This window comes from Vibrio spartinae (genome assembly GCF_024347135.1).
Lineage (GTDB): Bacteria > Pseudomonadota > Gammaproteobacteria > Enterobacterales > Vibrionaceae > Vibrio > Vibrio spartinae.
Window position 1 is genome coordinate 1,939,308 of sequence record NZ_AP024907.1, and the last position, 20,391, is coordinate 1,959,698.

The following is a 20,391-nucleotide window of genomic DNA, read 5'->3' on the forward strand; positions in this document are numbered from 1 at the left end:
AAAAACAGTGGTAAGGTTCTGATGAGTGAATCCTTTTGGATACTCTTTTAGCTTTCGTTAGTACAATCGGAGGCAATGTGATGAGATGAAGATAACCAGACATCTCCAGAAACCTAGCGGTTTTCATGCAGATACTTATTGACGATTGCTTGGATATGATGCTTTCTGAACGGTTTAACGATAAAGTCATCCATTCCCGCCAGCAGACATTTGTCCCGATCTTCCGGTGTTGAGTGGGCTGTTAAGGCTACAACCGGGGTGAGGATATTGTGATGACGTAATCTTTTTGTCGCTTCAATCCCATCCATCACCGGCATAGAAATATCCATCAGAATCAGGTCAAAATCGGTGTTCTCTGCAATAACATCCAGAAACTCTTGTCCGTTTTCAGCAATAGTGACGCTGTAACCCATTTGTTCCAACAGAATTTGAATCACCATCTGGTTGGTTTTCGTATCTTCAACCACCAATACATTTTTCTGGGGAGTTGCCTTGTGCGAAGAAGAAGCACTCGGTGGTAATTCGGGTTGAGAAACCTGATAAGGTTTTTTCAGACACAGCGGTAAGTTGACATGAAAAGTTGTCCCTTTTGCTAATCGGCTTTCAACGTGAATCTGTCCCCCCATGAGATCAACAAGGTGCTTGGTGATCGCTAAACCCAGTCCGGTTCCCCCATAGTTTCTCGTTTTGGTACTGTCAGCCTGAATAAACGGTGTGAATAAATGATGCAGTTTCTCCGGTTTCATCCCAATACCGGTATCAGCAACAAGAATTGTCAATTGATCATCTGCGGTATTGAGTTCAACTTTGACTTCACCTTCATCGGTGAACTTGACTGCATTACCAACCAAATTAAAAATAATCTGCATGAGCCGGACCGGATCAACAAAGTATTCATATTGGTCTGAAACCTGACCTGAAATGTGAAATGCCAGATTTTTTTGTTCAGCATTATTTTGATAATGTTCCAGAGAGCCAAGCAGGCGCGCATTTAAATTGGTCCACTGGCGATGTAATTTAAAGTGTCCGGATTCAATCTGACTGACATCCAAAATATCACCGATGATCACGTGTAGTAATTCTGCAGAATATCCCATGCGAGTTAATAGATCACGCTGATAGTCATCTGAGCCTTGCTGCAAGATATCAATGATACCAATTACCGCGTTCAGCGGTGTTCTCAGTTCATGACTCATCATGGCAAGAAACTGAGATTTAGTTTCATTGGCTTGTTCGGCAATCTGGCGGGCTTCTTGTAACTCTTTGGTTCGCTGATCAACGATATTTTGTAGCGCTTCTTTATGCTCAATTTCACTGATTGCACGTTCGATCAGTGGCCGAAAACGGAGGAACGTTGACTTGGTATCGGTGTTGAATTGACCATTTTCAGATCCGAGTAATAATAAAACCGAGTCGCTGGCTTGTGCCCGAATGCCAATCATCAGTGCGACCCCGATACTTTGCCTGAGCGGTTCACTTAGAAAGCTAAACTCAGCAAGGGAATCGGGCTGGAACAGTAAAATACATTCACCATCGAGTGCTCGTTGAAATTTATTACCGTAGCGCCAGTGTCTGTTTTTAAATACGCGATTGGTTGTCAGAAACGTGGTAAATGTCAGTTCTGATTTCTGTTTGGAAATAACAATGAAGTCGCTGAAATCGATGTATTGTCCCAGCACTTTTTGGAGTTCATCAAATATGTGATATTTGTCTTCTGAATTACTTAAGGCCGATAACGTCGTCAGAATGGTTCGGTTTTCTTCAGCCAGACTGATTTCCCGCTCCCGACATCGCCTCAATTCGAGTAAGGTTTCATTCAGCTCTTCTATATGCTCAAGATTCTTCATCACGAAAAAGACTCCGGCTCATATAAAATGGCAGATGAAATCATCAAGTTACCATGCGCATTTTCACCACCGACAAATTGCCCTTGCTCACCGTAAGTAAATGGACAAATAAAGGGTTTGTCGTTTAACTGCTCACACATCTGTTTTTGTACACTCTGAATGTCATTGCCCAATCGAGCCATCGCACCGGCACAAAAAATCGAGATAGCCCCGAGGATCTCCGAGTGGGTATGATTCTTCGCTCCGGCTTCTTTCAAGACTCTGGCTGCTCGATTCACCAATTGTTCTCGGGAACCGGTCATCAGTGTAATCTCTTCACCAACTTGAACATCAGCAAACAATTCCAGCCCACCCCGCTCTGTGATTCGTCTTGGATGGGTCAGCTTATAATAAGGTTGTTCATAGATTTGTCCGGCAACTCGTCCGAGTGGAAAACTCGTAATGTGTTGGTAGACATATTCATCAGAAATCAGCCGATTAGAATGATCACTGATCCAAGCCTTATAAACATCAATGGCAGGTTCATGATCAATTTCTTCAAGCAGGCGGCCATGAGATTTGGTGATGGTTCCGATACACTCAGTCGGAGAATAACCGGCACAGAAACCGGTTGCCACGGTGCTGAGAGGAAAACATAGTTGAATGGCAATTGCATTGCCGGACCAGCCTTTATCGGTCATCACCGACCATCGCTGCTGAATAAGATTATCCGCCGCACTACCGCCAATCATCGGCACTGGCATACCAAAAACAGTGTCTATTGCAGCGATAATTTCTTCTTCATATCCGGGAATCGTATGTAAAACAACTAGATCGGGAACTTCGCCACAACGTTGTGCGTGCTGTAATGCCTGCTGAATCGCCTCTTGAACGGCGTCGTTAATTGTGGCGTGATTGGCAAACTCAGCAAATCCTGTTCCGAACGCACAGGCGCCATGCTGAATGGCCATCAAGGCAATCGTCGGCCCGTTGAAATAGCCCTTTTCTGTCATAATGCCTTGATATGACGAACACCCCACTATCGGGACATTCGGTAGCTGACGTGTCAATTCTGTCCATAATATTTCTGGTGCATACTCTTCAGTATAGTAAAAAAACACACCACGCAAGTGAGCACGGTCCAACGCAGAAACCAGTGAAGAGACAGCCGCAACCGGATCGATAACCTGAGAAACTTGAGTTAAAAACCGCATCTTGCCACCGTTGATGATTTTTCACTTGTTGGGCATTTTAACAATAATTATATGAGATACAATCGACTCGGTAGCGTTTCTATCTGTTTTTTATATAGATAATATATTTTTTATGCATACCGGTAACTAAGGTAAACTGGACGCGATTCTCAAGCTTCAAGGTCAGCTTTATCTGGCCGTCGTCATTTTTCTCAATCTGTGGTGAGCGTTCTACAATCGACCAACTTTTTTGAGCCGGAAACATTGAAATGGTGCCCGCCTCTTTACCGGTTGTAATGAAAGTGGATTGACCATCAATAGTAACTTGACACGGATAGTTACAAGACAATTGCTCAGGCTCCGAATAGCGATAAGTTCGCCAGAAAAATGCAGCAATTAAAATGGTTAAAATCACGATGATATGGATCAATCTCTGTTTGGTGAGTTTTTCTGCTGGCATAGCGACTTCAATATTCTCATTTCAGATGAACAGTCTGCAAAGACTGTTGAAAAACACTTAGTCTACCATTGAAGTCCGGATGGAGGAAATTCGATCCGAATGATTTGTATGCCACATGTAGCGTGCTACAATAAAGCCATACGCTCATCACTGTGAGCAAGAATATAAGATAAGAATACAGGCATCATTCAGGTAAAGTTTATCTGTCAATTTTACAATAATTCTATATAATCGCCTGATTCCTGTACTCTTTTTTTGACTATTCTTTATGATTAAGGAATGGTAAAATATTGATGTATATCAAGATAGTGAAAGGTTATTATGATTTCAGATAAGCCAGGTACGAAACGGATTCAATCTGGAGGGTGTGCAATTCACTGCCAGGATTGCAGTATTAGCCAACTTTGCATTCCTTTTACTTTGAATGAGTCTGAGTTAGATCAGCTCGATCAAATTATTGAGCGAAAAAAGCCTATCCAAAAAGGACAGGAACTATTCAAAGCCGGTGATGAGCTTCGCTCATTGTATGCAATTCGGTCCGGAACCATCAAAAGTTATACGATTACTGAACAAGGTGATGAACAGATTACTGCTTTTCATCTGGCAGGTGATTTAGTTGGCTTCGATGCAATTACCGGAGACAGTCACCCCAGTTTTGCTCAGGCATTAGAAACCTCAATGGTTTGTGAGATTCCTTACGAAATCTTAGACGATCTATCAGGGAAAATGCCCAAGCTACGCCAGCAAATTATGCGCCTGATGAGTAACGAGATTAAAGGCGATCAGGAAATGATTCTGTTGTTATCCAAGAAAAATGCGGAAGAACGTTTAGCTGCATTCCTCTTCAACTTGTCCACTCGTTTTGCGCAACGTGGTTTTAGTCCACGAGAATTTCGCCTCACGATGACTCGGGGTGATATCGGCAACTATTTAGGCCTGACCGTCGAAACAATCAGTCGTTTATTAGGCCGATTCCAAAAATCGGAGATTTTGAGTGTAAAAGGCAAATATATCACGATATTAGATCACGATTCTCTCATGGAATTGGCTGGCGTCTCAGCGGATAGTTAAACCATCATGATAATACAGTTCATTCAATGAATGAGCTGTATCAAAATTCTACAAACTCCCCGACAATTTTTCTCATCTTCTGCCTCCTTTTAAGCTAAAGTTGTATTGAAACCCCATGATATGAGGGAGATATAATGAGTATTTACAATAATATTCTTGTGATTGCAGATGTTAACCATGATGAACAATCGGCACTTGCGCGAGCAATGCTGCTGGCCCAAAAAAGTAAAGAAATCAGTCGCATCACGTTGTTCCTCTCTATCTATGATTTTTCTTATGATATGACATCCATGCTCTCTGCTGACGAACGAGAAGCGATGCGTCGTGGCGTCATTCATCAGCGGGAGAGTTGGCTCAAGAATGTCGCGAAACCTTACCTCGACGACTCGGTCGATTTTTCGGTCAAAGTCGTTTGGTACCATCGCCCCTATGAGGCAATTATTGCTGAAGTGTTTTCCGGGCAATACGATATTTTAATCAAAGCAACACGCAAACATGACTTTCTCGAATCAGTGATCTTTACACCAACCGACTGGCACCTGATGCGTAAATGCCCTGTCCCAGTGTTACTGGTCAAAAATGCTGAGTGGCAGAAACAATCCAATGTGATGGCTTCTGTACATGTCGGTTCTGAAAATGAGGTCCATCATTCATTAAATGTTAAACTCACCGAACAATTACTGAGTATTGCTGATAATCTCGATGCAACACCGTATTTGGTCAGTTCATATCCGATCACACCGAGTAATATCACACTTGAGCTACCTGAGTTTGATATCACAGCCTATCGGGATGCAGTCCGCTCCCACTGCCTGACATCAATGAAAGATCTGCGCCAATCTTTTGGGATTGACGATGAACAAGCCATTGTCGAAGAAGGTTTACCTGAAGATATTATTCCGAAACAAGCGAAGCAACTGAATGTAGCCATGGTGATTATTGGTACGACAGGCAGAACAGGATTATCTTCGATTTTTATCGGCAACACCGCTGAACATGTCATTGATAAAATTGACTGTGATGTCTTGGCAATTAAACCGGAAGGATATATTAGTCCGCTTGATCCGAATCAGAGTGAGTAGATTAGATATCTAAAACAATGTAAACGAATATATAAACAAAAAACCTTGCGTCAATGGCGCAAGGTTTTTATTTGTGGTTGAGATCATTGGGCCCGTACCACTTGTCTGGCTTGGTGACAAATCTTCAGCCTAAACGTTTGTCACATCAATAAACATGGATTCATCGATATTGGTTGAGGATACAATGGCTTCACTATAAGCGTATTCGCCCCTGTCACCGTCGCGCGCCAGTGGCAGATCAATGAAATCAAACAATGATTTGTCTGCCAATTGGCTTGGACTCACATTCTGCAGTGATTTGAAAATACTCTCGACACGTCCGGGGGTTTTCTTGTCCCATTCCATCAACATCGCTTTAATCGCCTGTCGCTGTAAATTTTCCTGAGAGCCGCACAAATTACAAGGAATAATCGGGAACGCTTTATGTTCAGCATACTGAATCAGATCTTTTTCCCGGCAATAGGTTAATGGCCGGATGACAACGTTACGACCATCATCAGAGCGAAGTTTCGGCGGCATTGCTTTCATCCGCGAGCCGTGAAACATATTCAGGAACAAGGTTTCAACAATGTCATCCAGATGGTGCCCAAGCGCGATCTTTGTGGCCCCAATTTTTTCAGCAAATGAATATAACGTCCCGCGACGAAGCCGGGAGCACAGCCCACATGTCGTCTTCCCTTCCGGTATTTTTTCTTTGACGACTGAATAGGTATCTTTATCCACAATATAATAAGGAATATTCAGACTCTCAAAATACTGAGGCAACACATGCTCGGGAAAACCGGGTTGTTTTTGATCGAGATTCACAGCAACCACATCGAATTGAACGGGTGCTGCTTTTTGCAGATTCAACAGAATATCTAACATCGCAAATGAATCTTTTCCGCCACTGATACAAGCCATCACTACATCATTTTCTTCAATCATGCTGTAATCGATGATGGCATTGCCAACATTTCTGCGCAGACGCTTCTGGAGTTTGTTGAACTCAAGGGTTTCTTTTCTGGTATCTTTTTGATTCATGACGACTTCTCACACTGTCGATTATTCCGACTGTAGATTTACGGCTAGGTTCTCTGTAGGGCGTGGATTATACGGATTTTTTGCGTGGGTTGAAATATATGTAAATGGCTAAATCTCTCTGTCGCGCCGGCAATGAAACCGAGTCGGCAATTCCGGCTCGGTCAAACCGACGTTATTCTGTAGTCACTGAATCGTCTTGCAAATATTTCCGGTTATGGCGAATCATGGTTTGAAGCGATTTGACGTAAGCCATGCCTCGCTCTGAATATTTGGTTAATCCGTTTGTTAATTGCATGGCACTCTTCATCGATAACAGATCCTGACCTTCCGCGCGAAGCCGATAACGAATTTCACGTAACTTTCGGTAAGCTAAGTTACGGTTAACATTAATAAAATAGCGATGAATTGATTGTTGTACGGACTTAAACTTTGCGACCTCATGTACCATCCCTTCACCTCTGGCGAGTGGGACCAAGCCACAGCCTTTTTGATAACACCATTGACCAAAATAATTATTGGCTTCTCTGGCAAAACGGGAGGTTCCCCAAGCTGATTCATTGGCAGCCTGGATCAACACCAACGCTTCCGGCAGAACATCGACTTTATGCAGCATTTTATCCAGCCATTTTAAGTCGGGGCCTTCTACAGGAATTTTAACCGAATAAAGAGAGCTGAGTTCAGCCAGTTGCTCAATTTCAGCCTGAGACAATGCGCCTGATTCGATGTTCTCTTTAGTGTCTAGCAAAAAATCTCTCTCTTTCTGGGTTCTGTGATTTTCATATTCGATACCCGGTTTCAGATAATGAAAGAAAGCATGTTTTTTCTGTTCTACATTTTTAAACGCCTTGAATTTTGGCGCAGTTGCGACAGGTATACCTTGCGGTTGTTTGTCTTCAACCGTCGAACGACTTTCTTCAATATGCAACTGATAATAAGTACAGCTGACGAGAACCAGTACAACGACGGAAAAAAAGAAATAAATCAGTTTACGCATTGAAAACCTTACTTTGCGGATCATTGTCTGAGTCTGATGTGGAAACAATTGTCAGCCGGATACCAAACATATTTCGATATAAAATTCCTTTGACATGTAAGAAGAACGGTAAGACAAAAATAAAACCGATACCGTAAAAAAGAATCGCAAATCCGGTCAGCATCATCAAAATAAAGTAGATACTGGTAAGAGGCAGAATTTTTTTATTGGTTGCTTTGAGTGAGAGTAATAATGCTTTAAAGACAGGTAAGCGCTTCTCACAAATTAATAAAATTGTATGACTAAATGCAACGGAGGCATACATCGAAAGAATCCAAAAAACTTGCCCGAGGACGGATTGAGTGATGAGCATAATTAATGTTGCCAGAGTCACAGAGACTGTGAATTGTAGCCCTTTGGTAATATGCCGAGTCTGAGTTTTTAGACCCGCAGCATGACTCATCGCCATGAGACTGGCTCCGGCATAAATTGGTGCACTAACCACTTCGAAACTAAATACAGCAATAAAAAAGGCTTGCACTAAACGGGGATCGATTTGCTCCGGATTCTGGACACTCGCCAGAATACTGTCCAAGTCTGGTAGCTGAAGTTTCAGAACAACATAGAAAATAATGAGTTGTACTGCGAGCAAAATAAATATAGCCGGAGTAAAAGACCAGAAGTGCTTGACCGTGCAAGACACACCTTCCCTGAGAATCTCGCCAACTTTCAGTTGATAATCGCCAGTCAAAGCTTTTTCTAAGCTTCCCCCTAAATTAAACTCTTTTTCAAATTTCTGACTCATGCTACCTCTTGGATGGCTGTAACTCAGACCACCATGTTCATAACGAAGGGGGCATTATACTGAAATTGATTTCAACCCGAAATTGTATAGATGTAACTTTTTTTATTCATTTGATAAAAACCCCCTCGTTGGCACTGATTTTTACTCATCATTTGAGCAATTTATTGAAATAGTCATAAAAATTCATTGTCAAGCCTCTAAAATTGAATTGACTTCAAATGAGTGAATATTATGATGCAGCAAATGACATGGCTCGCCATGAGAGACCTTAATCGACGCTGACAATCTCAGCCTTTCAATGGAGAAATGGAAACATTGAACGCAGCACAATCACATGAATCTCCCGTGGTTTTTCTGAGAGGAATGAGTAAAAGTTACGACGGAAAAAAAATTATTGATGATTTTTCATTACAAGTGAATCACGGTGAGTTTTTAACCATTCTCGGGCCATCCGGATGTGGTAAAACCACCATCCTGAGAATGATTGCGGGATTTGAATCAGCCGATCAGGGCAATATTTTCCTCGACGGACAAGATGTCACGGCCATTTCGGCAGAACATCGTAACGTCAATACTGTTTTCCAAAGTTATGCCCTCTTCCCACATATGACAGTTTTTGACAATGTTGCCTTTGGGTTGAGAATGCGCAAAGTGCCGGCAGCGGATATTCACACCAGAGTATCAGAGGTGCTGAAAATGGTGCGATTAGACGATTATGCCGGACGCAAACCTCATCAGTTGTCCGGAGGGCAGCAACAACGGGTTGCCATAGCCCGGGCCATGGTCAATAAACCGAAAGTGCTCTTGCTGGATGAATCATTATCCGCACTCGACTATAAACTGCGTCAACAAATGCAGGTCGAACTGAAACAACTTCAGCGTCAATTGGGGATTACTTTCATTTTTGTCACCCATGATCAAGAAGAAGCGCTATCGATGTCAGATCGAATTATTGTCATGAGAGACGGTAACATTGAACAAGACGGCACGCCGAAAGCCATTTATGAAGATCCGAAAAACCTGTTTGTCGCCCGCTTTATCGGTGAAATCAATGTTTTTGAAGCTGTGACGATCGAAAGAGTTGATGAAAGGCGAATTCTCGTTTCAATCGAAGGGACGAATGCGATCATTGACTTCGACAAAGCAGTGATTGCCGGTCAGCGGCTTCAGGTTTTATTGCGCCCTGAAGATATTCGTCTGAAAGAAGTGAAAGAAAGCGATAGCGAAGGGATTACCGGACATGTGATCGATCGAACCTACAAAGGGATGACATTAGATTCAGTCATTGAATTATCGTCCGGCCTACGCATCATGGTCAGTGAGTTTTTCAATGAAGATGACCCTGATGTCGATCACTCTCTCGGGCAAAAAGTTGTGCTCACTTGGGTTGAAAGTTGGGAGGTTGTTCTGGATGAAAATGCCTCGAATTAGTCTCCGCCAAGCGATTATCTCTTTGATTGTAAGTTGGTTGTTGCTCTTTGTGTTCATCCCTAACCTGATGGTGATTGGAACGAGTTTTCTCACCCGAGATGAGACAGACCTGATCAAATTTACACTCACGTGGGAAAACTATATCGATCTGATCGACCCACTCTATGTCAAAGTGCTGATGCATTCATTTTATATGGCGGGAATCGCGACATTGCTCTGTCTGCTCATCGGCTACCCTTTTGCATTTGCAATTGCAAAGATGCCGGTGTCCCGGCGTCCTTTTCTGTTATTTCTCGTGATCGTGCCATTCTGGACCAATTCACTGATTCGCACCTATGGTTTGAAAATCGTTATAGGAACCAATGGTATCCTGAATAAGTCACTGCTAGCCTTAGGGTTGATTGATACCCCATTTCGAGTCATGTATACCGAAATTGCCGTCATGATCGGACTGGTCTATATTTTACTCCCTTTTATGATTCTGCCGCTTTACTCTGCATTTGAAAAACTGGATTACGCTTATGTCGAAGCCGCGCAAGATCTCGGCGCAAATAAGTTTCAGACGTTAATTAAAATTATTATTCCTCTCACAATGCCGGGCATTATCGGTGGCTGTTTATTAGTGTTATTACCGGCGCTTGGCATGTTTTATATTTCTGACTTACTGGGCGGTGCAAAAAATCCGCTGATCGGTAATATTATTAAGAGCCAAATACTCAATGCGAGAGACTGGCCAGCCGGTGCGGCGACCAGCATCGCTCTGACATTCGTCATGGCGCTGTTACTTTATGTTTATTACAAGACAGGTCGTCTGTTAAACCGAAAAATGGAACTTTAAATCATGACAAAAATCTTTCGTTTTAGTTTGATGACTATCGTATATAGTTTTCTGTATCTCCCGATTTTTGTTTTAATCATTAATTCATTCAATGCTAATAAATTTGGCATGAGATGGGATGGGTTCTCCACCAAATGGTATAACGCTCTCATCGGAAATGACAGTTTGATGCAGGCTGCATGGCACTCTTTCAATGTCGCGGTATTTTCAGCGACAACGGCAACCATCATCGGCAGTCTGACCGCCGTTGCACTATTTCGTTACCGATTTCAAGGAAAATCCCTTGTTAATGGGATGCTGTTTGTCGTGATGATGTCACCGGATATCGTGATGGCAATTTCTCTGTTGGCCCTTTTTCTTGTGTTAGGTGTCCATCTCGGTTTTCTGACGTTATTCTTTTCCCATATTACATTTTGTCTGCCTTTTGTTGTCGTTGCTGTCTATACACGGTTGAATGGTTTTGATGTCAAAATGTTGGAAGCAGCCCGAGACTTAGGGGCCAGCGAATGGGTGATTCTGCATAAAATTATCCTCCCATTAGCCAAGCCAGCAGTGGCTTCAGGCTGGCTGATTAGCTTTACCCTCTCACTGGACGATGTCATTATCAGTTCATTTGTAACCGGTCCGAGTTACGAAATACTCCCTTTAAAAATTTACTCCATGGTAAAAGTCGGTATTTCTCCGGAAGTCAACGCGCTGGCGACAGTGATGTTACTGATATCATTTACACTGGTTGTTATTTCTCATTATATTGGGAGAGATAAGCTGCAACGCCACTAAAAATAAGATTGTTACAAAGATAAGAAATAACTCATTTTTTGAAGTTTTCAGTGAACTTCATTGACTACAATAATGGTTTTCAATGCCATAATTGCACAGACGTACCACATCATCTTCTTTGGTGTGATTGATACTTTCCACGGTTAACAGGGATCCACAGCAACAATGAAAAATAAATTCTTTGCAGGTATTTTGTCTACCGCTGCATTATTTTCCGGCTATAGTATGGCAGACGATCAGACACTCTATTTTTACAATTGGTCTGAATATATTCCAAATGAAATCCTTCAGGAATTTACCAAAGAAACAGGGATTAAAGTCATCTATTCAACTTACGAATCGAATGAAACGATGTACGCAAAGTTGAAGACTCAGGGATCGGGTTATGATTTAGTTGTACCATCCACTTACTTTGTTTCAAAAATGCGCAAAGAAGGCATGTTGCAACCCATTGACAAATCTCTGCTCCCTCATTTCGACGGACTGGATCCCAATTATTTGAATAAATCGTTTGATCCGAATAACAACTATTCAATCCCTTACATTTGGGGAGCAACCGGTATCGGCATCAACACCGATATTATCGATAAATCCACGATCCATCGCTGGGACGATTTATGGGACCCACAATGGAAAGGTCAGTTATTGCTGATGGATGACGCGCGTGAAGTTTTCCATATTGCATTGTCAAAACTGGGTTACTCACCCAATACCACTAATCCTGATGAGATTAAAGCAGCATACGAAGCATTAAAATCGCTCATGCCGAATGTACTGGTGTTCAACTCAGATTTTCCGGCAAATCCATATATTGCCGGTGAAGTTTCTCTGGGAATGCTGTGGAATGGCTCGGCTTATATGGCACGACAAGAAGGCGTACCCATTGATATCGTCTGGCCAGAAAAAGGCACGATTTTCTGGATGGATAGTCTGGCAATCCCTTCAGGTGCCAAACATGTTCAAGCTGCTCATCAAATGATTGATTTCCTGCTTCGTCCTGAAAATGCAGCAAAAATTGCGCTAGAAATTGGTTATCCGACGCCCGTAAAGGCGGCCTATAAGCAATTGCCAAGCGAGTTCGCTAATGATCCGAATATTTTCCCGCCTCAATCGGTTATGGACAGCGGTGTCTGGCAAGATGAAGTCGGTGACGCGAATCACTTGTACGAATCGTATTTCCAAAAGCTGAAAGTCAGTAACTAATGATTTGCTGTTTGACTTGCAGCAAAGAGTCTGACTTCAATAAAAAAAGTGGCAAAAGCCACTTTTTTTATCTGCCATTTTTATGTGTTATTCATTGCAAGACAATGGATACCGAATCAAACGAGAGCCCCTTCAGACAAAAGTCTCGTCAAACAACACCACTAATCGGGTAAAAGCAACTCATCGATCAGTCTCGGTACTTCGATACTGGCTTTACCATAACGCTTTTCGACAAATTCACTTTCCACAGCGCTCGGCTCAAGATTAATTTCTATCGTATGGGCACCATGCATTTTCGCATCATGAACAAAACCTGCCGCAGGGTAAACGACCCCTGAAGTACCAATTGAAATAAATAAATCCGCTTGTTCGAGTGCAGTATAAATCTCTCCCATTCTCAACGGCATTTCACCAAACCACACAATATGAGGTCGTAATTGAGAAGGTATCTGACAGCAATGGCAAAGATCGCCCATGTGCAAATCATCGGTTTGATCAATCACTTGCTGTGATTCGCAGCAACGCGCTTTCAACAGCTCGCCATGCATATGGATCACATTTTTACTTCCACCGCGCTCATGTAAATTATCGATATTTTGAGTAATGACAGTGACCCGACCATCGAGTTCTGCTTCAAGTTTACCTAAAGCAAGATGAGCAGAGTTTGGTTGAATCGATGCAGAAAGAAGTTTTCGTCGCCGTTGATTATAAAAATTCTGAACCAGTTCCGGATTGCGCTCAAACCCTTCGGGCGTCGCAACATCTTCGATATTGTGATTTTCCCAAAGACCATCCTGCGCTCTGAAGGTTTGAATGCCTGATTCTGCGGAAATCCCAGCGCCAGTGAGAACCACAATATTACGATATGGATAGTGCATGTCATATCCTTATGCTTTCAGTTTTACCTTTAATATACCTGATCTTTTGGGCAGAAAAAAATAGACCATGGTATACCACGTTCAACAGACTTCACCGATATACCGTCCCTCTCCCGGAAATATCATCGGTGAAACGTGTTTGCCCGTAAATAAAAATGAACCCCCCCATAAGAGATACCTATGGGGGGGTAAAAATATCGAGCACAGACAAGCGTTATAAAGCGCCACAAATGACAGAAGTAATGGCAGCCAAGCCACAGATCATTGTAAAAATCTGGACGGGGACAGACGTTCGGAATTTTTTCATCGCGCCAACGCGTCTCATCGCATAGACCGGCATAATAAATAAAATGGCGGCAATCATTGGTGCACCCATGGTTTCAATCATCCCTAAGATACTCGGATTAATAATGGCAACGATCCAAGTCGTTAACACGATAAAAATCAGAGAAGAGCGATCAATTGATTGCACTGACATGTTGCTGCGAGATTTAATCAGCCCGACCAATCCTTCATGGGCACCAAGGAAATGACCAAAATAACTGGATGTAATAGCAGCAAATGCCACGATAGGTCCCAAATAAGAGATCAAAGGTGAATCATGTTCATTCGCCAGATAAGACAAGACGGAAATATTTTGCGCTTTTGCAAGTGCGAGTTGTTCAGGAGAAAGAGACAAAACAACCGAAAACACAAAAAACATCACAAATGCCATCAGCATAAATGCAGCACCACCGGTAATCATATCGGTCTTTTGTGCGGCATCATCCCCATAAGTTAAACGTTGTTCCTTGGTAAATTGGCTGATAATCGGGCTATGATTAAATGAAAAAACAATCAGTGGAATCGCCAGCCAAATAATCATCGGCATTTCCGACCAATCGGGTCTGACTTCAATCATTGATGTATTCCAGTCCGGAATCAGATAAATCGACAGTGCAAGTAAAATCAACACCAGCGGATAAACCATCAATGAGGTTGCTTTGAGCATCAGGTTTTTGCCAAATACTACCCCACCCGTCATCGTCAGAATCAATGCACCGGACAGTAACCAACGAGGAATGGAGGGCAGCGCAAGTTGATGCACCAAAAACGAATCCACCGTATTGGTAATGCCCACGCCATAAATTAACACGATTGGATAAATTGCGAAAAAATAAGCAAACGTAATCAGATTGGCACCGGTTTTACCAAAATGTTCTTCAACCGTATCCGTAATATCAGATTCAGGATGCTTGGCTGATAACACAAAACGCGCCAGACTTTTATGCGCAAACCATGTCATCGGCGCAGCAATCAGGGCAAGAATGACTAATGGCCAAAAGCCACCGGCCCCCGCTTTAATCGGTAGGAAAAGCACACCTGCTCCGACAGCTGTTCCAAACAGGGAGAGGCACCATGTAAAATCTTTGTAAGTCCATTTACCAGATGAATATTTGTTATTTTGTACTAATATTGTTGTATTCATGTGAAGTTTCTCATCATTGGCAAAATAATATACTAAAAATAAGTTTCAGTTATATTTGACCAGCAATCAGAAGTTTTGGGAATACGGAAGTGAATGAACTTAAAGATAAGCTTGACAAAAGATAGTCCGGGTCACGAATTTAACGTGCTATACATGATTATTTCTAATTATATGAATAAGAAAAAGTGATGCGAAAGGCGGTTGTTGAGTAGATGTTATTGAAATAAATCCAATCATTACATCGGTGTATATGCACGGGGATGCCCTCGTGCATATACGTGATAGTTTATTCCTCATTAATAGTGGAAATTTTATGAATTGCTAGATCCGCACCATTAAATTCATCTTCCTCAGAAAGTCTCAGCCCTATGGTTTTCTGAAGTGAACCATAAACAATCAGTGCGCCCAATAGCGCCACGAAAATGCCTGCGATAGTTCCCAGTAATTGAGCCGTCAGGCTCACACCACCAATACCACCGAGTGACTGCTGACCAAAAATACCTGCGGCAATCCCGCCCCAGGCACCACATAAGCCATGCAGTGGCCAAACGCCCAACACGTCATCTATATGAGTTTTATTCTGTAGCCAGGTAAAAACCCAAACAAACAGGACACCCGCGATTCCTCCCGTAACCAATGCACCAAGAGGATGCATCAGATCCGAACCAGCGCACACCGCGACCAATCCTGCCAAAGGTCCGTTATGAATAAAGCCGGGGTCATTTTTTCCAACAATAAATGCAGCCAGAATCCCACCGACCATTGCCATGAGAGAGTTCATTGCCACAAGACCGCTGATCCCATTGAGTGTTTGTGCAGACATCACATTAAAACCAAACCATCCCACACTAAGAATCCAAGCACCTAAAGCAAGAAATGGAATATTTGAGGGCGCGAAGCTGGTATGTTTTCCGGCCCGAATCCGCCCTTTCCTCATCCCCAAAAAGATCACAGCAACCAGCGCAATCCATCCGCCAACAGCATGGACAACGACCGAACCGGCAAAGTCATGAAACGGATGACCAAACTGGATCTCAAGCCAATTTTGAAATTGGAAGTTTCCATTCCAGATCATCCCTTCGAAAAATGGATAAATCATACCAACGGTAAAAAAGGTGGCGATCATAATCGGATGAAAACGAGCTCGCTCAGCAATACCGCCAGAAACAATCGCAGGGATCGCAGCTGCAAAAGTCAGTAGAAAGAAAAATTTAACCAGCGCATAACCGTTCCCGGCAGCAAGCACTTCGGCACTGGAGAAAAAAGTCGTATGGTATGCAATCCAGTAGCCAATAAAGAAATAGGCGATGGTTGATACGCCGAAATCAACCAGTATTTTGACCAAGGCATTGACCTGATTTTTCTTGCGGACCGTACCAACCTCTAGAAAAGCAAAGCCAGCGTGCATCAGAAAAACCATAATCGCACCCAGCAATAAAAACAATGTATCTGAACTTTGAGTCAGGGTCTGGACTGCCCCCTGAACTTGACTTAAGTTGTGCTCCATTCGTGTTCTCTCCATCAATTCAACTGCACCATGCATCCCAGAAAAAATCACTCTTTCCATAAGACGCCCTAACTTAGTGCTAATAAAAATGAAAAAATCCCCATTTTGGGGAGAATCATAGTTTGCAGCGAATTAAGCAGTATTTATGCCAAATTACATGATAGCGATGAGCGGCAAAATCAAACACTAACAAATTGAATAATAAGGACTATTTTATCTATCCAATACCGGTAAGCACTATCCTGCAACATGAGAGTGCACCAATATTGACTAAATGCATCAATATTGGGCACCCAATTAAGTGAAACAATTCTTGATATCAGCGCTAACGCTTACCAAGATAAGATGCTATCCATGCCCTGACTTCATCCGGCATCCGATTTGATAGAACCAAATATTCTTGATCCATAAATCGTCGAGCCGTTCGGGGAGATGCTGTCAGCACCTGAATTTCTTTTTGAGGGGTTGTATTTAATATCGCATAAAGCTTAGGCTCTTTGGATTTTAAGTTTTTTCGGTAGTCTTTTTTTTCACGACGATGCAGTCGTAATGTCCCAAGATTTTCCGAATCGAGATCAGGAATCAGTTCAAATCCAACTAACTGCTTTTGTATTGTGACCCATGCGCCGGCAGTAATCTGGTGTTCAATAAACTGACATTCAATTAGCCATGTAATTTCTGACTTTGTAGGTTTTTTTAAATATGACATTTTGATCGCTCTTATTTTTTATTAACAGGCTCTGACATTCGATTCACTCTCACTTTTTATTTATCACAAAATTTTGTGTAAAAACTATTGCGATACCAATGAAAAAATAAGGTTCAAGATCCGAATATCAGAATAGAATAGCCTATCAATAAATAAGCAAATGTCTCATTTTTTAGAGAATAATGAAGTATTGGTAGGAGTTTTTATTGTAAATAAGGTCACATGACACATTTTAGTGATCTCAATCAGACTCGGATTGCCACTCTTTATATTTTCGCTCCAATGTCTTACGTGAAATACCGAGCTGGCGAGCCGCTGCTGACTTATTACCATCATAAAAATCAACGACTTTCTGTATATGAGATTTCTCTATTTCCTGCAGGCTCCAATCATTCGGATAACCCCGCATCGGTGTTGGTGCTCTTGAGAAATGAAATTCAGGAATTTCACTATGATGAGAGATGCTAACCATCATTTTTGATGCATATTGTGATGACTGCATCATATATTCATGCCAATAATCATTAGGCGATTTATTTATAATCAAACATCTTTCAATCAGATTAATAACTTCCCTTACATTTCCCGGCCAGTTATATTCACCTTGATAAAAATCGTACTCATTTAACCATGTTGGTATAGGCAGTGATAATTTATCACAAAGACGTTGGGTTAAATAAGGGAATAGTTCTCTTAAGTCACTCAACCTATCACGCAATGGTGAAATATTCATTTTTAATACCGACAAGCGTTCATATAACTCTCTGCAAAATCCATTTTCTCTGACAATATTGCTCATTCCTTTTGTGCTTGCGGATATTAAACGAACATCAATTAAATACGATGAATTTCCCCCTTGCGACTGAACAGTTCGTCCTTCAAGTAACTGAACCAGAATATGTTGAAAATCAGCAGGGGTATTTTCAATGCCATCCAAAAATAGCGTGCCATGATTGGCAAGACGTAATGAACCGCCATGATGGAACAATCGCTCTGTTGCCACTGAATCCGCATGGATATCGGCACCATTCACCATCACAAAAGGCCCGACTCGCCCACTCGCCTCATGGATAGCTCGTGCTGCCAATTCTTTACCGGTCCCGACCTCGCCCTCAATCAGAACAGGCGCTTTTGACGGCGCATACTGCATGATCTGTTGCTTGAGAGATTTTGTTCTGTCCGAATTGCCAACAATGGTTGCCTGGTGAGACTGATCTAATGTTTGTGTCAGCACGGTATATTTTTGGGTTTCAATCAACCGTTGTAAGGCACACTTAACCGCTTGCTGAATCTGATGCGCATTTAGCGGGGGCAAGAGATAATAACGTCCTTGAACAAGATCTGATTTGAGCTCATTTTCATTCAACAGCAGCAGAATCTCACCTTCAAAAGATGACGAGATTTGAGTAAATTCATGGGATTGGCACGCATTGACATCCAGAATAATCAGGTCATAAAGCGCCAATAACTGACGATCATCTTGCGGATGACTCATCGTATCTAATCCGGAAACCAAACCCGATAAAGCACGGACAAACTGCACTAAAACTTCTGGCTGATGACTAATCACCAGGACAGAAAAAGTCAGAAATTGTCGTTCGGTTAGTAATTTCACAAGTATGACTCTCGGCTAGATGATCTGCTGTTTTCAGGTAAGGAATCGATTATTCAGAATGACATACGGAATATTGTCGCCCACCTTGACACTATTGTCACCATTTCATGAAACGATTCATCAAATCCATGTTATTTCTGCAATCGTTTCGTGATCTTATTTCAAAAGTCATCAAACCAGAGACTTTCGTGTATACCACCAGCCAAGTATTGATATTGTAGTTGAGATAAATTGTGATTGAGATAAAGTGAATGCTTGTCTCGGTATGAAGTAAATATTATATGCTCGAAGAACATCAAATCACTTGGGTGATTCTTGCCGGAGGACAATCTTCGCGGATGGGCGGTCATGATAAAGGATTGTTGGTTTATCAGGGACGGCCATTAATTCAGCGGGTGATTGACGCACTGCAACCTCAAGTCTCCTCTCTTTGGATCTGTGCCAACCGTAATCAGGCAGCTTATCGGCAATACGCGCCTGTCATTGAAGATCTTTATTCGGATTATCCCGGCCCCTTGGCTGGGCTACACAGCGCCTTAAAACATGCTGAAACGGAATGGGTTGGCATTCTTCCCTGTGACGGCCCACAAGTCAGCCATGATTTGGTTGAGCGCTTCTGTCAGGCAAGCGAGAGCGGTGGAAAGGTCTATGTCGCTCATGATGGTGAAAAATATCAGCCGGTTTATGCACTGGCTCACCGTTCTGTGCTCAGTCCGCTTGAACAATTTCTGGCACAAGGCGAGCGAAAAGTGATGCGTTTTTTTGATCAGGTCGGTGCCCGAGCTGTTGATTGTCACGATATTCAGTCGATGTTCATGAATGTGAATACCCCAGAACAATTGTTAAATCCGCAAGATCAGCAGCTGGCTTAACCCCAAATCCTGAACCCAAAACAACTTTCTAAGGTACATCGTTAACATGACGAGTCTTTCAGACAAACTGCCCAATATTGCAGTGCTCGGCTTCGCTGCTTTTTCCGGAACCGGAAAAACAACCCTGCTTGAATCATTAATTCCTGCCTTGATGGCGCATGATATCCGCGTGGGGGTTTATAAACATTCACATCACGTCATCGAGCAAGATAAACCGGGAAAAGACAGTTTTCGACTGCGCAAAGCCGGTGCATTTCAGACATTGCTCTCAACACCGGCGCGAGCCATTCTGACGACTGAATTTCCCGAGACATCGACATCTCCTGATTTCTATCATTTGCTACACCAGTTTGATACAGAGAGTCTGGATATCATTCTGGTTGAAGGATGTAAGGAACAACGCTTTCCCAAGATAGAGTTACACCGTCACGAAATTAACAAGCCATGGCTCTATCCTGATGACCCGGATATTATTGCGGTCGCGACGGATCACATGATCACCTGTCCTCTGCCTTGTCTCGATTTGAATGACACCGCTCAGATTGCTGAATTTGTGATGCAATATGTACAAGGCTTTCAGCCGTCATCAATACAGTAAACGGCATTGCAGCCTGAATCAATCAGGCTGCTAAACCACCGTAGAACAGATAAACATCA

The 20,391-nt window shown here is 42.5% G+C and carries 19 protein-coding genes; 8 read left to right on the forward strand and 11 right to left on the reverse strand.

Going from position 1 to position 20,391, the window contains the following annotated elements; all coding sequences use genetic code 11:
- Positions 1 to 113 precede the first annotated feature (113 nt).
- The 3 genes from OCU60_RS08570 to OCU60_RS08580 form a co-directional block, all read right to left on the reverse strand.
- Complete coding sequence (locus OCU60_RS08570; protein ID WP_074372472.1) at positions 114 to 1,847, reverse strand: ATP-binding protein; 1,734 nt, start codon at positions 1,845 to 1,847, stop codon at positions 114 to 116.
- Positions 1,847 to 2,971, reverse strand: coding sequence for an FIST signal transduction protein (locus OCU60_RS08575; protein WP_370738671.1), 1,125 nt, complete (start codon positions 2,969 to 2,971; stop codon positions 1,847 to 1,849). Before OCU60_RS08575 ends, OCU60_RS08570 begins: the two co-directional genes overlap by 1 nt.
- A 148-nt stretch (positions 2,972 to 3,119) precedes the next feature.
- A complete protein-coding gene (locus OCU60_RS08580) occupies positions 3,120 to 3,479 on the reverse strand; it encodes a hypothetical protein (RefSeq protein WP_074372474.1) in 360 nt (119 codons plus the stop codon).
- Positions 3,480 to 3,800: 321 nt separating this feature from the next.
- On the opposite strand from OCU60_RS08580, the gene OCU60_RS08585 reads away from it, so the two are divergent.
- Positions 3,801 to 4,550, forward strand: a complete 750-nt coding sequence (locus OCU60_RS08585) for an FNR family transcription factor (protein ID WP_021020298.1) — start codon at positions 3,801 to 3,803, stop codon at positions 4,548 to 4,550.
- Between the two features lie 134 nt (positions 4,551 to 4,684).
- Positions 4,685 to 5,632, forward strand: a complete 948-nt coding sequence (gene uspE / locus OCU60_RS08590) for a universal stress protein UspE (RefSeq protein ID WP_074372475.1) — start codon at positions 4,685 to 4,687, stop codon at positions 5,630 to 5,632.
- Positions 5,633 to 5,761: 129 nt separating this feature from the next.
- On the opposite strand, the gene ttcA is transcribed toward uspE, so the two are convergent.
- The 3 genes from ttcA to OCU60_RS08605 form a co-directional block, all read right to left on the reverse strand.
- Positions 5,762 to 6,655: a tRNA 2-thiocytidine(32) synthetase TtcA gene (gene ttcA / locus OCU60_RS08595; protein WP_074372476.1), complete on the reverse strand. Its 894-nt coding sequence runs from the start codon at positions 6,653 to 6,655 to the stop codon at positions 5,762 to 5,764.
- 172 nt (positions 6,656 to 6,827) lie between these two features.
- Positions 6,828 to 7,649 (reverse strand): glucosaminidase domain-containing protein, encoded by an 822-nt coding sequence (locus OCU60_RS08600; RefSeq protein WP_074372477.1) that lies wholly within the window; start codon positions 7,647 to 7,649, stop codon positions 6,828 to 6,830.
- Positions 7,642 to 8,433 (reverse strand): hypothetical protein, encoded by a 792-nt coding sequence (locus OCU60_RS08605; protein ID WP_074372478.1) that lies wholly within the window; start codon positions 8,431 to 8,433, stop codon positions 7,642 to 7,644. Before OCU60_RS08605 ends, OCU60_RS08600 begins: the two co-directional genes overlap by 8 nt.
- 306 nt (positions 8,434 to 8,739) lie before the next feature.
- On the opposite strand from OCU60_RS08605, the gene potA reads away from it, so the two are divergent.
- From potA to OCU60_RS08625, 4 genes are all read left to right on the forward strand, one after another.
- Positions 8,740 to 9,864: a spermidine/putrescine ABC transporter ATP-binding protein PotA gene (gene potA / locus OCU60_RS08610; RefSeq protein WP_074372479.1), complete on the forward strand. Its 1,125-nt coding sequence runs from the start codon at positions 8,740 to 8,742 to the stop codon at positions 9,862 to 9,864.
- Complete coding sequence (gene potB, locus OCU60_RS08615) at positions 9,845 to 10,702, forward strand: spermidine/putrescine ABC transporter permease PotB (protein ID WP_074372480.1); 858 nt, start codon at positions 9,845 to 9,847, stop codon at positions 10,700 to 10,702. The genes potA and potB overlap by 20 nt, the downstream gene beginning before the upstream one ends.
- 3 nt (positions 10,703 to 10,705) lie before the next feature.
- On the forward strand, positions 10,706 to 11,482 hold the full coding sequence (gene potC / locus OCU60_RS08620; protein WP_074372481.1) for a spermidine/putrescine ABC transporter permease PotC: 777 nt from the start codon (positions 10,706 to 10,708) through the stop codon (positions 11,480 to 11,482).
- Positions 11,483 to 11,647: 165 nt separating this feature from the next.
- A complete protein-coding gene (locus OCU60_RS08625; protein ID WP_074372482.1) occupies positions 11,648 to 12,685 on the forward strand; it encodes an extracellular solute-binding protein in 1,038 nt (345 codons plus the stop codon).
- Between the two features lie 161 nt (positions 12,686 to 12,846).
- On the opposite strand, the gene cobB is transcribed toward OCU60_RS08625, so the two are convergent.
- The 5 genes from cobB to OCU60_RS08650 form a co-directional block, all read right to left on the reverse strand.
- The gene (cobB, locus tag OCU60_RS08630) at positions 12,847 to 13,563 is read right to left on the reverse strand and encodes a Sir2 family NAD+-dependent deacetylase (protein ID WP_074372483.1); all 717 of its coding nucleotides are present in this window, start codon (positions 13,561 to 13,563) and stop codon (positions 12,847 to 12,849) included.
- Between the two features lie 214 nt (positions 13,564 to 13,777).
- On the reverse strand, positions 13,778 to 15,031 hold the full coding sequence (locus tag OCU60_RS08635) for an aromatic amino acid transport family protein (RefSeq protein ID WP_074372484.1): 1,254 nt from the start codon (positions 15,029 to 15,031) through the stop codon (positions 13,778 to 13,780).
- A gap of 286 nt (positions 15,032 to 15,317) precedes the next feature.
- Positions 15,318 to 16,538: an ammonium transporter gene (locus OCU60_RS08640; protein ID WP_074372485.1), complete on the reverse strand. Its 1,221-nt coding sequence runs from the start codon at positions 16,536 to 16,538 to the stop codon at positions 15,318 to 15,320.
- A gap of 325 nt (positions 16,539 to 16,863) precedes the next feature.
- Positions 16,864 to 17,247 (reverse strand): DUF3305 domain-containing protein, encoded by a 384-nt coding sequence (locus tag OCU60_RS08645; RefSeq protein ID WP_074372486.1) that lies wholly within the window; start codon positions 17,245 to 17,247, stop codon positions 16,864 to 16,866.
- A 241-nt stretch (positions 17,248 to 17,488) separates the two neighbouring features.
- Entirely contained in the window at positions 17,489 to 18,862 is a 1,374-nt protein-coding gene (locus OCU60_RS08650) for a sigma-54-dependent transcriptional regulator (protein WP_083602608.1), read from the reverse strand.
- Between the two features lie 281 nt (positions 18,863 to 19,143).
- On the opposite strand from OCU60_RS08650, the gene mobA reads away from it, so the two are divergent.
- Together mobA and mobB are read left to right on the forward strand one after the other, a co-directional pair.
- Positions 19,144 to 19,734, forward strand: a complete 591-nt coding sequence (gene mobA, locus OCU60_RS08655) for a molybdenum cofactor guanylyltransferase MobA (RefSeq protein ID WP_074372488.1) — start codon at positions 19,144 to 19,146, stop codon at positions 19,732 to 19,734.
- Between the two features lie 46 nt (positions 19,735 to 19,780).
- On the forward strand, positions 19,781 to 20,332 hold the full coding sequence (mobB, locus tag OCU60_RS08660; protein WP_074372489.1) for a molybdopterin-guanine dinucleotide biosynthesis protein B: 552 nt from the start codon (positions 19,781 to 19,783) through the stop codon (positions 20,330 to 20,332).
- The last annotated feature ends 59 nt before the right edge of the window (positions 20,333 to 20,391 follow it).

Excerpts from the sequence above, each read along its gene's own strand:
- OCU60_RS08570 (WP_074372472.1), bottom strand. The coding sequence starts at position 1,847 with ATGAAGAATCTTGAGCATATAGAAGAGCTGAATGAAACCTTACTCGAA.
- OCU60_RS08580 (WP_074372474.1), bottom strand. The coding sequence starts at position 3,479 with ATGCCAGCAGAAAAACTCACCAAACAGAGATTGATCCATATCATCGTG.
- OCU60_RS08585 (WP_021020298.1), top strand. The coding sequence starts at position 3,801 with ATGATTTCAGATAAGCCAGGTACGAAACGGATTCAATCTGGAGGGTGT.
- uspE (WP_074372475.1), top strand. The coding sequence starts at position 4,685 with ATGAGTATTTACAATAATATTCTTGTGATTGCAGATGTTAACCATGAT.
- ttcA (WP_074372476.1), bottom strand. The coding sequence starts at position 6,655 with ATGAATCAAAAAGATACCAGAAAAGAAACCCTTGAGTTCAACAAACTC.
- OCU60_RS08600 (WP_074372477.1), bottom strand. The coding sequence starts at position 7,649 with ATGCGTAAACTGATTTATTTCTTTTTTTCCGTCGTTGTACTGGTTCTC.
- OCU60_RS08605 (WP_074372478.1), bottom strand. The coding sequence starts at position 8,433 with ATGAGTCAGAAATTTGAAAAAGAGTTTAATTTAGGGGGAAGCTTAGAA.
- potA (WP_074372479.1), top strand. The coding sequence starts at position 8,740 with ATGGAAACATTGAACGCAGCACAATCACATGAATCTCCCGTGGTTTTT.
- potB (WP_074372480.1), top strand. The coding sequence starts at position 9,845 with ATGAAAATGCCTCGAATTAGTCTCCGCCAAGCGATTATCTCTTTGATT.
- potC (WP_074372481.1), top strand. The coding sequence starts at position 10,706 with ATGACAAAAATCTTTCGTTTTAGTTTGATGACTATCGTATATAGTTTT.
- OCU60_RS08625 (WP_074372482.1), top strand. The coding sequence starts at position 11,648 with ATGAAAAATAAATTCTTTGCAGGTATTTTGTCTACCGCTGCATTATTT.
- cobB (WP_074372483.1), bottom strand. The coding sequence starts at position 13,563 with ATGCACTATCCATATCGTAATATTGTGGTTCTCACTGGCGCTGGGATT.
- OCU60_RS08635 (WP_074372484.1), bottom strand. The coding sequence starts at position 15,031 with ATGAATACAACAATATTAGTACAAAATAACAAATATTCATCTGGTAAA.
- OCU60_RS08640 (WP_074372485.1), bottom strand. The coding sequence starts at position 16,538 with ATGGAGCACAACTTAAGTCAAGTTCAGGGGGCAGTCCAGACCCTGACT.
- OCU60_RS08645 (WP_074372486.1), bottom strand. The coding sequence starts at position 17,247 with ATGTCATATTTAAAAAAACCTACAAAGTCAGAAATTACATGGCTAATT.
- mobA (WP_074372488.1), top strand. The coding sequence starts at position 19,144 with ATGCTCGAAGAACATCAAATCACTTGGGTGATTCTTGCCGGAGGACAA.
- mobB (WP_074372489.1), top strand. The coding sequence starts at position 19,781 with ATGACGAGTCTTTCAGACAAACTGCCCAATATTGCAGTGCTCGGCTTC.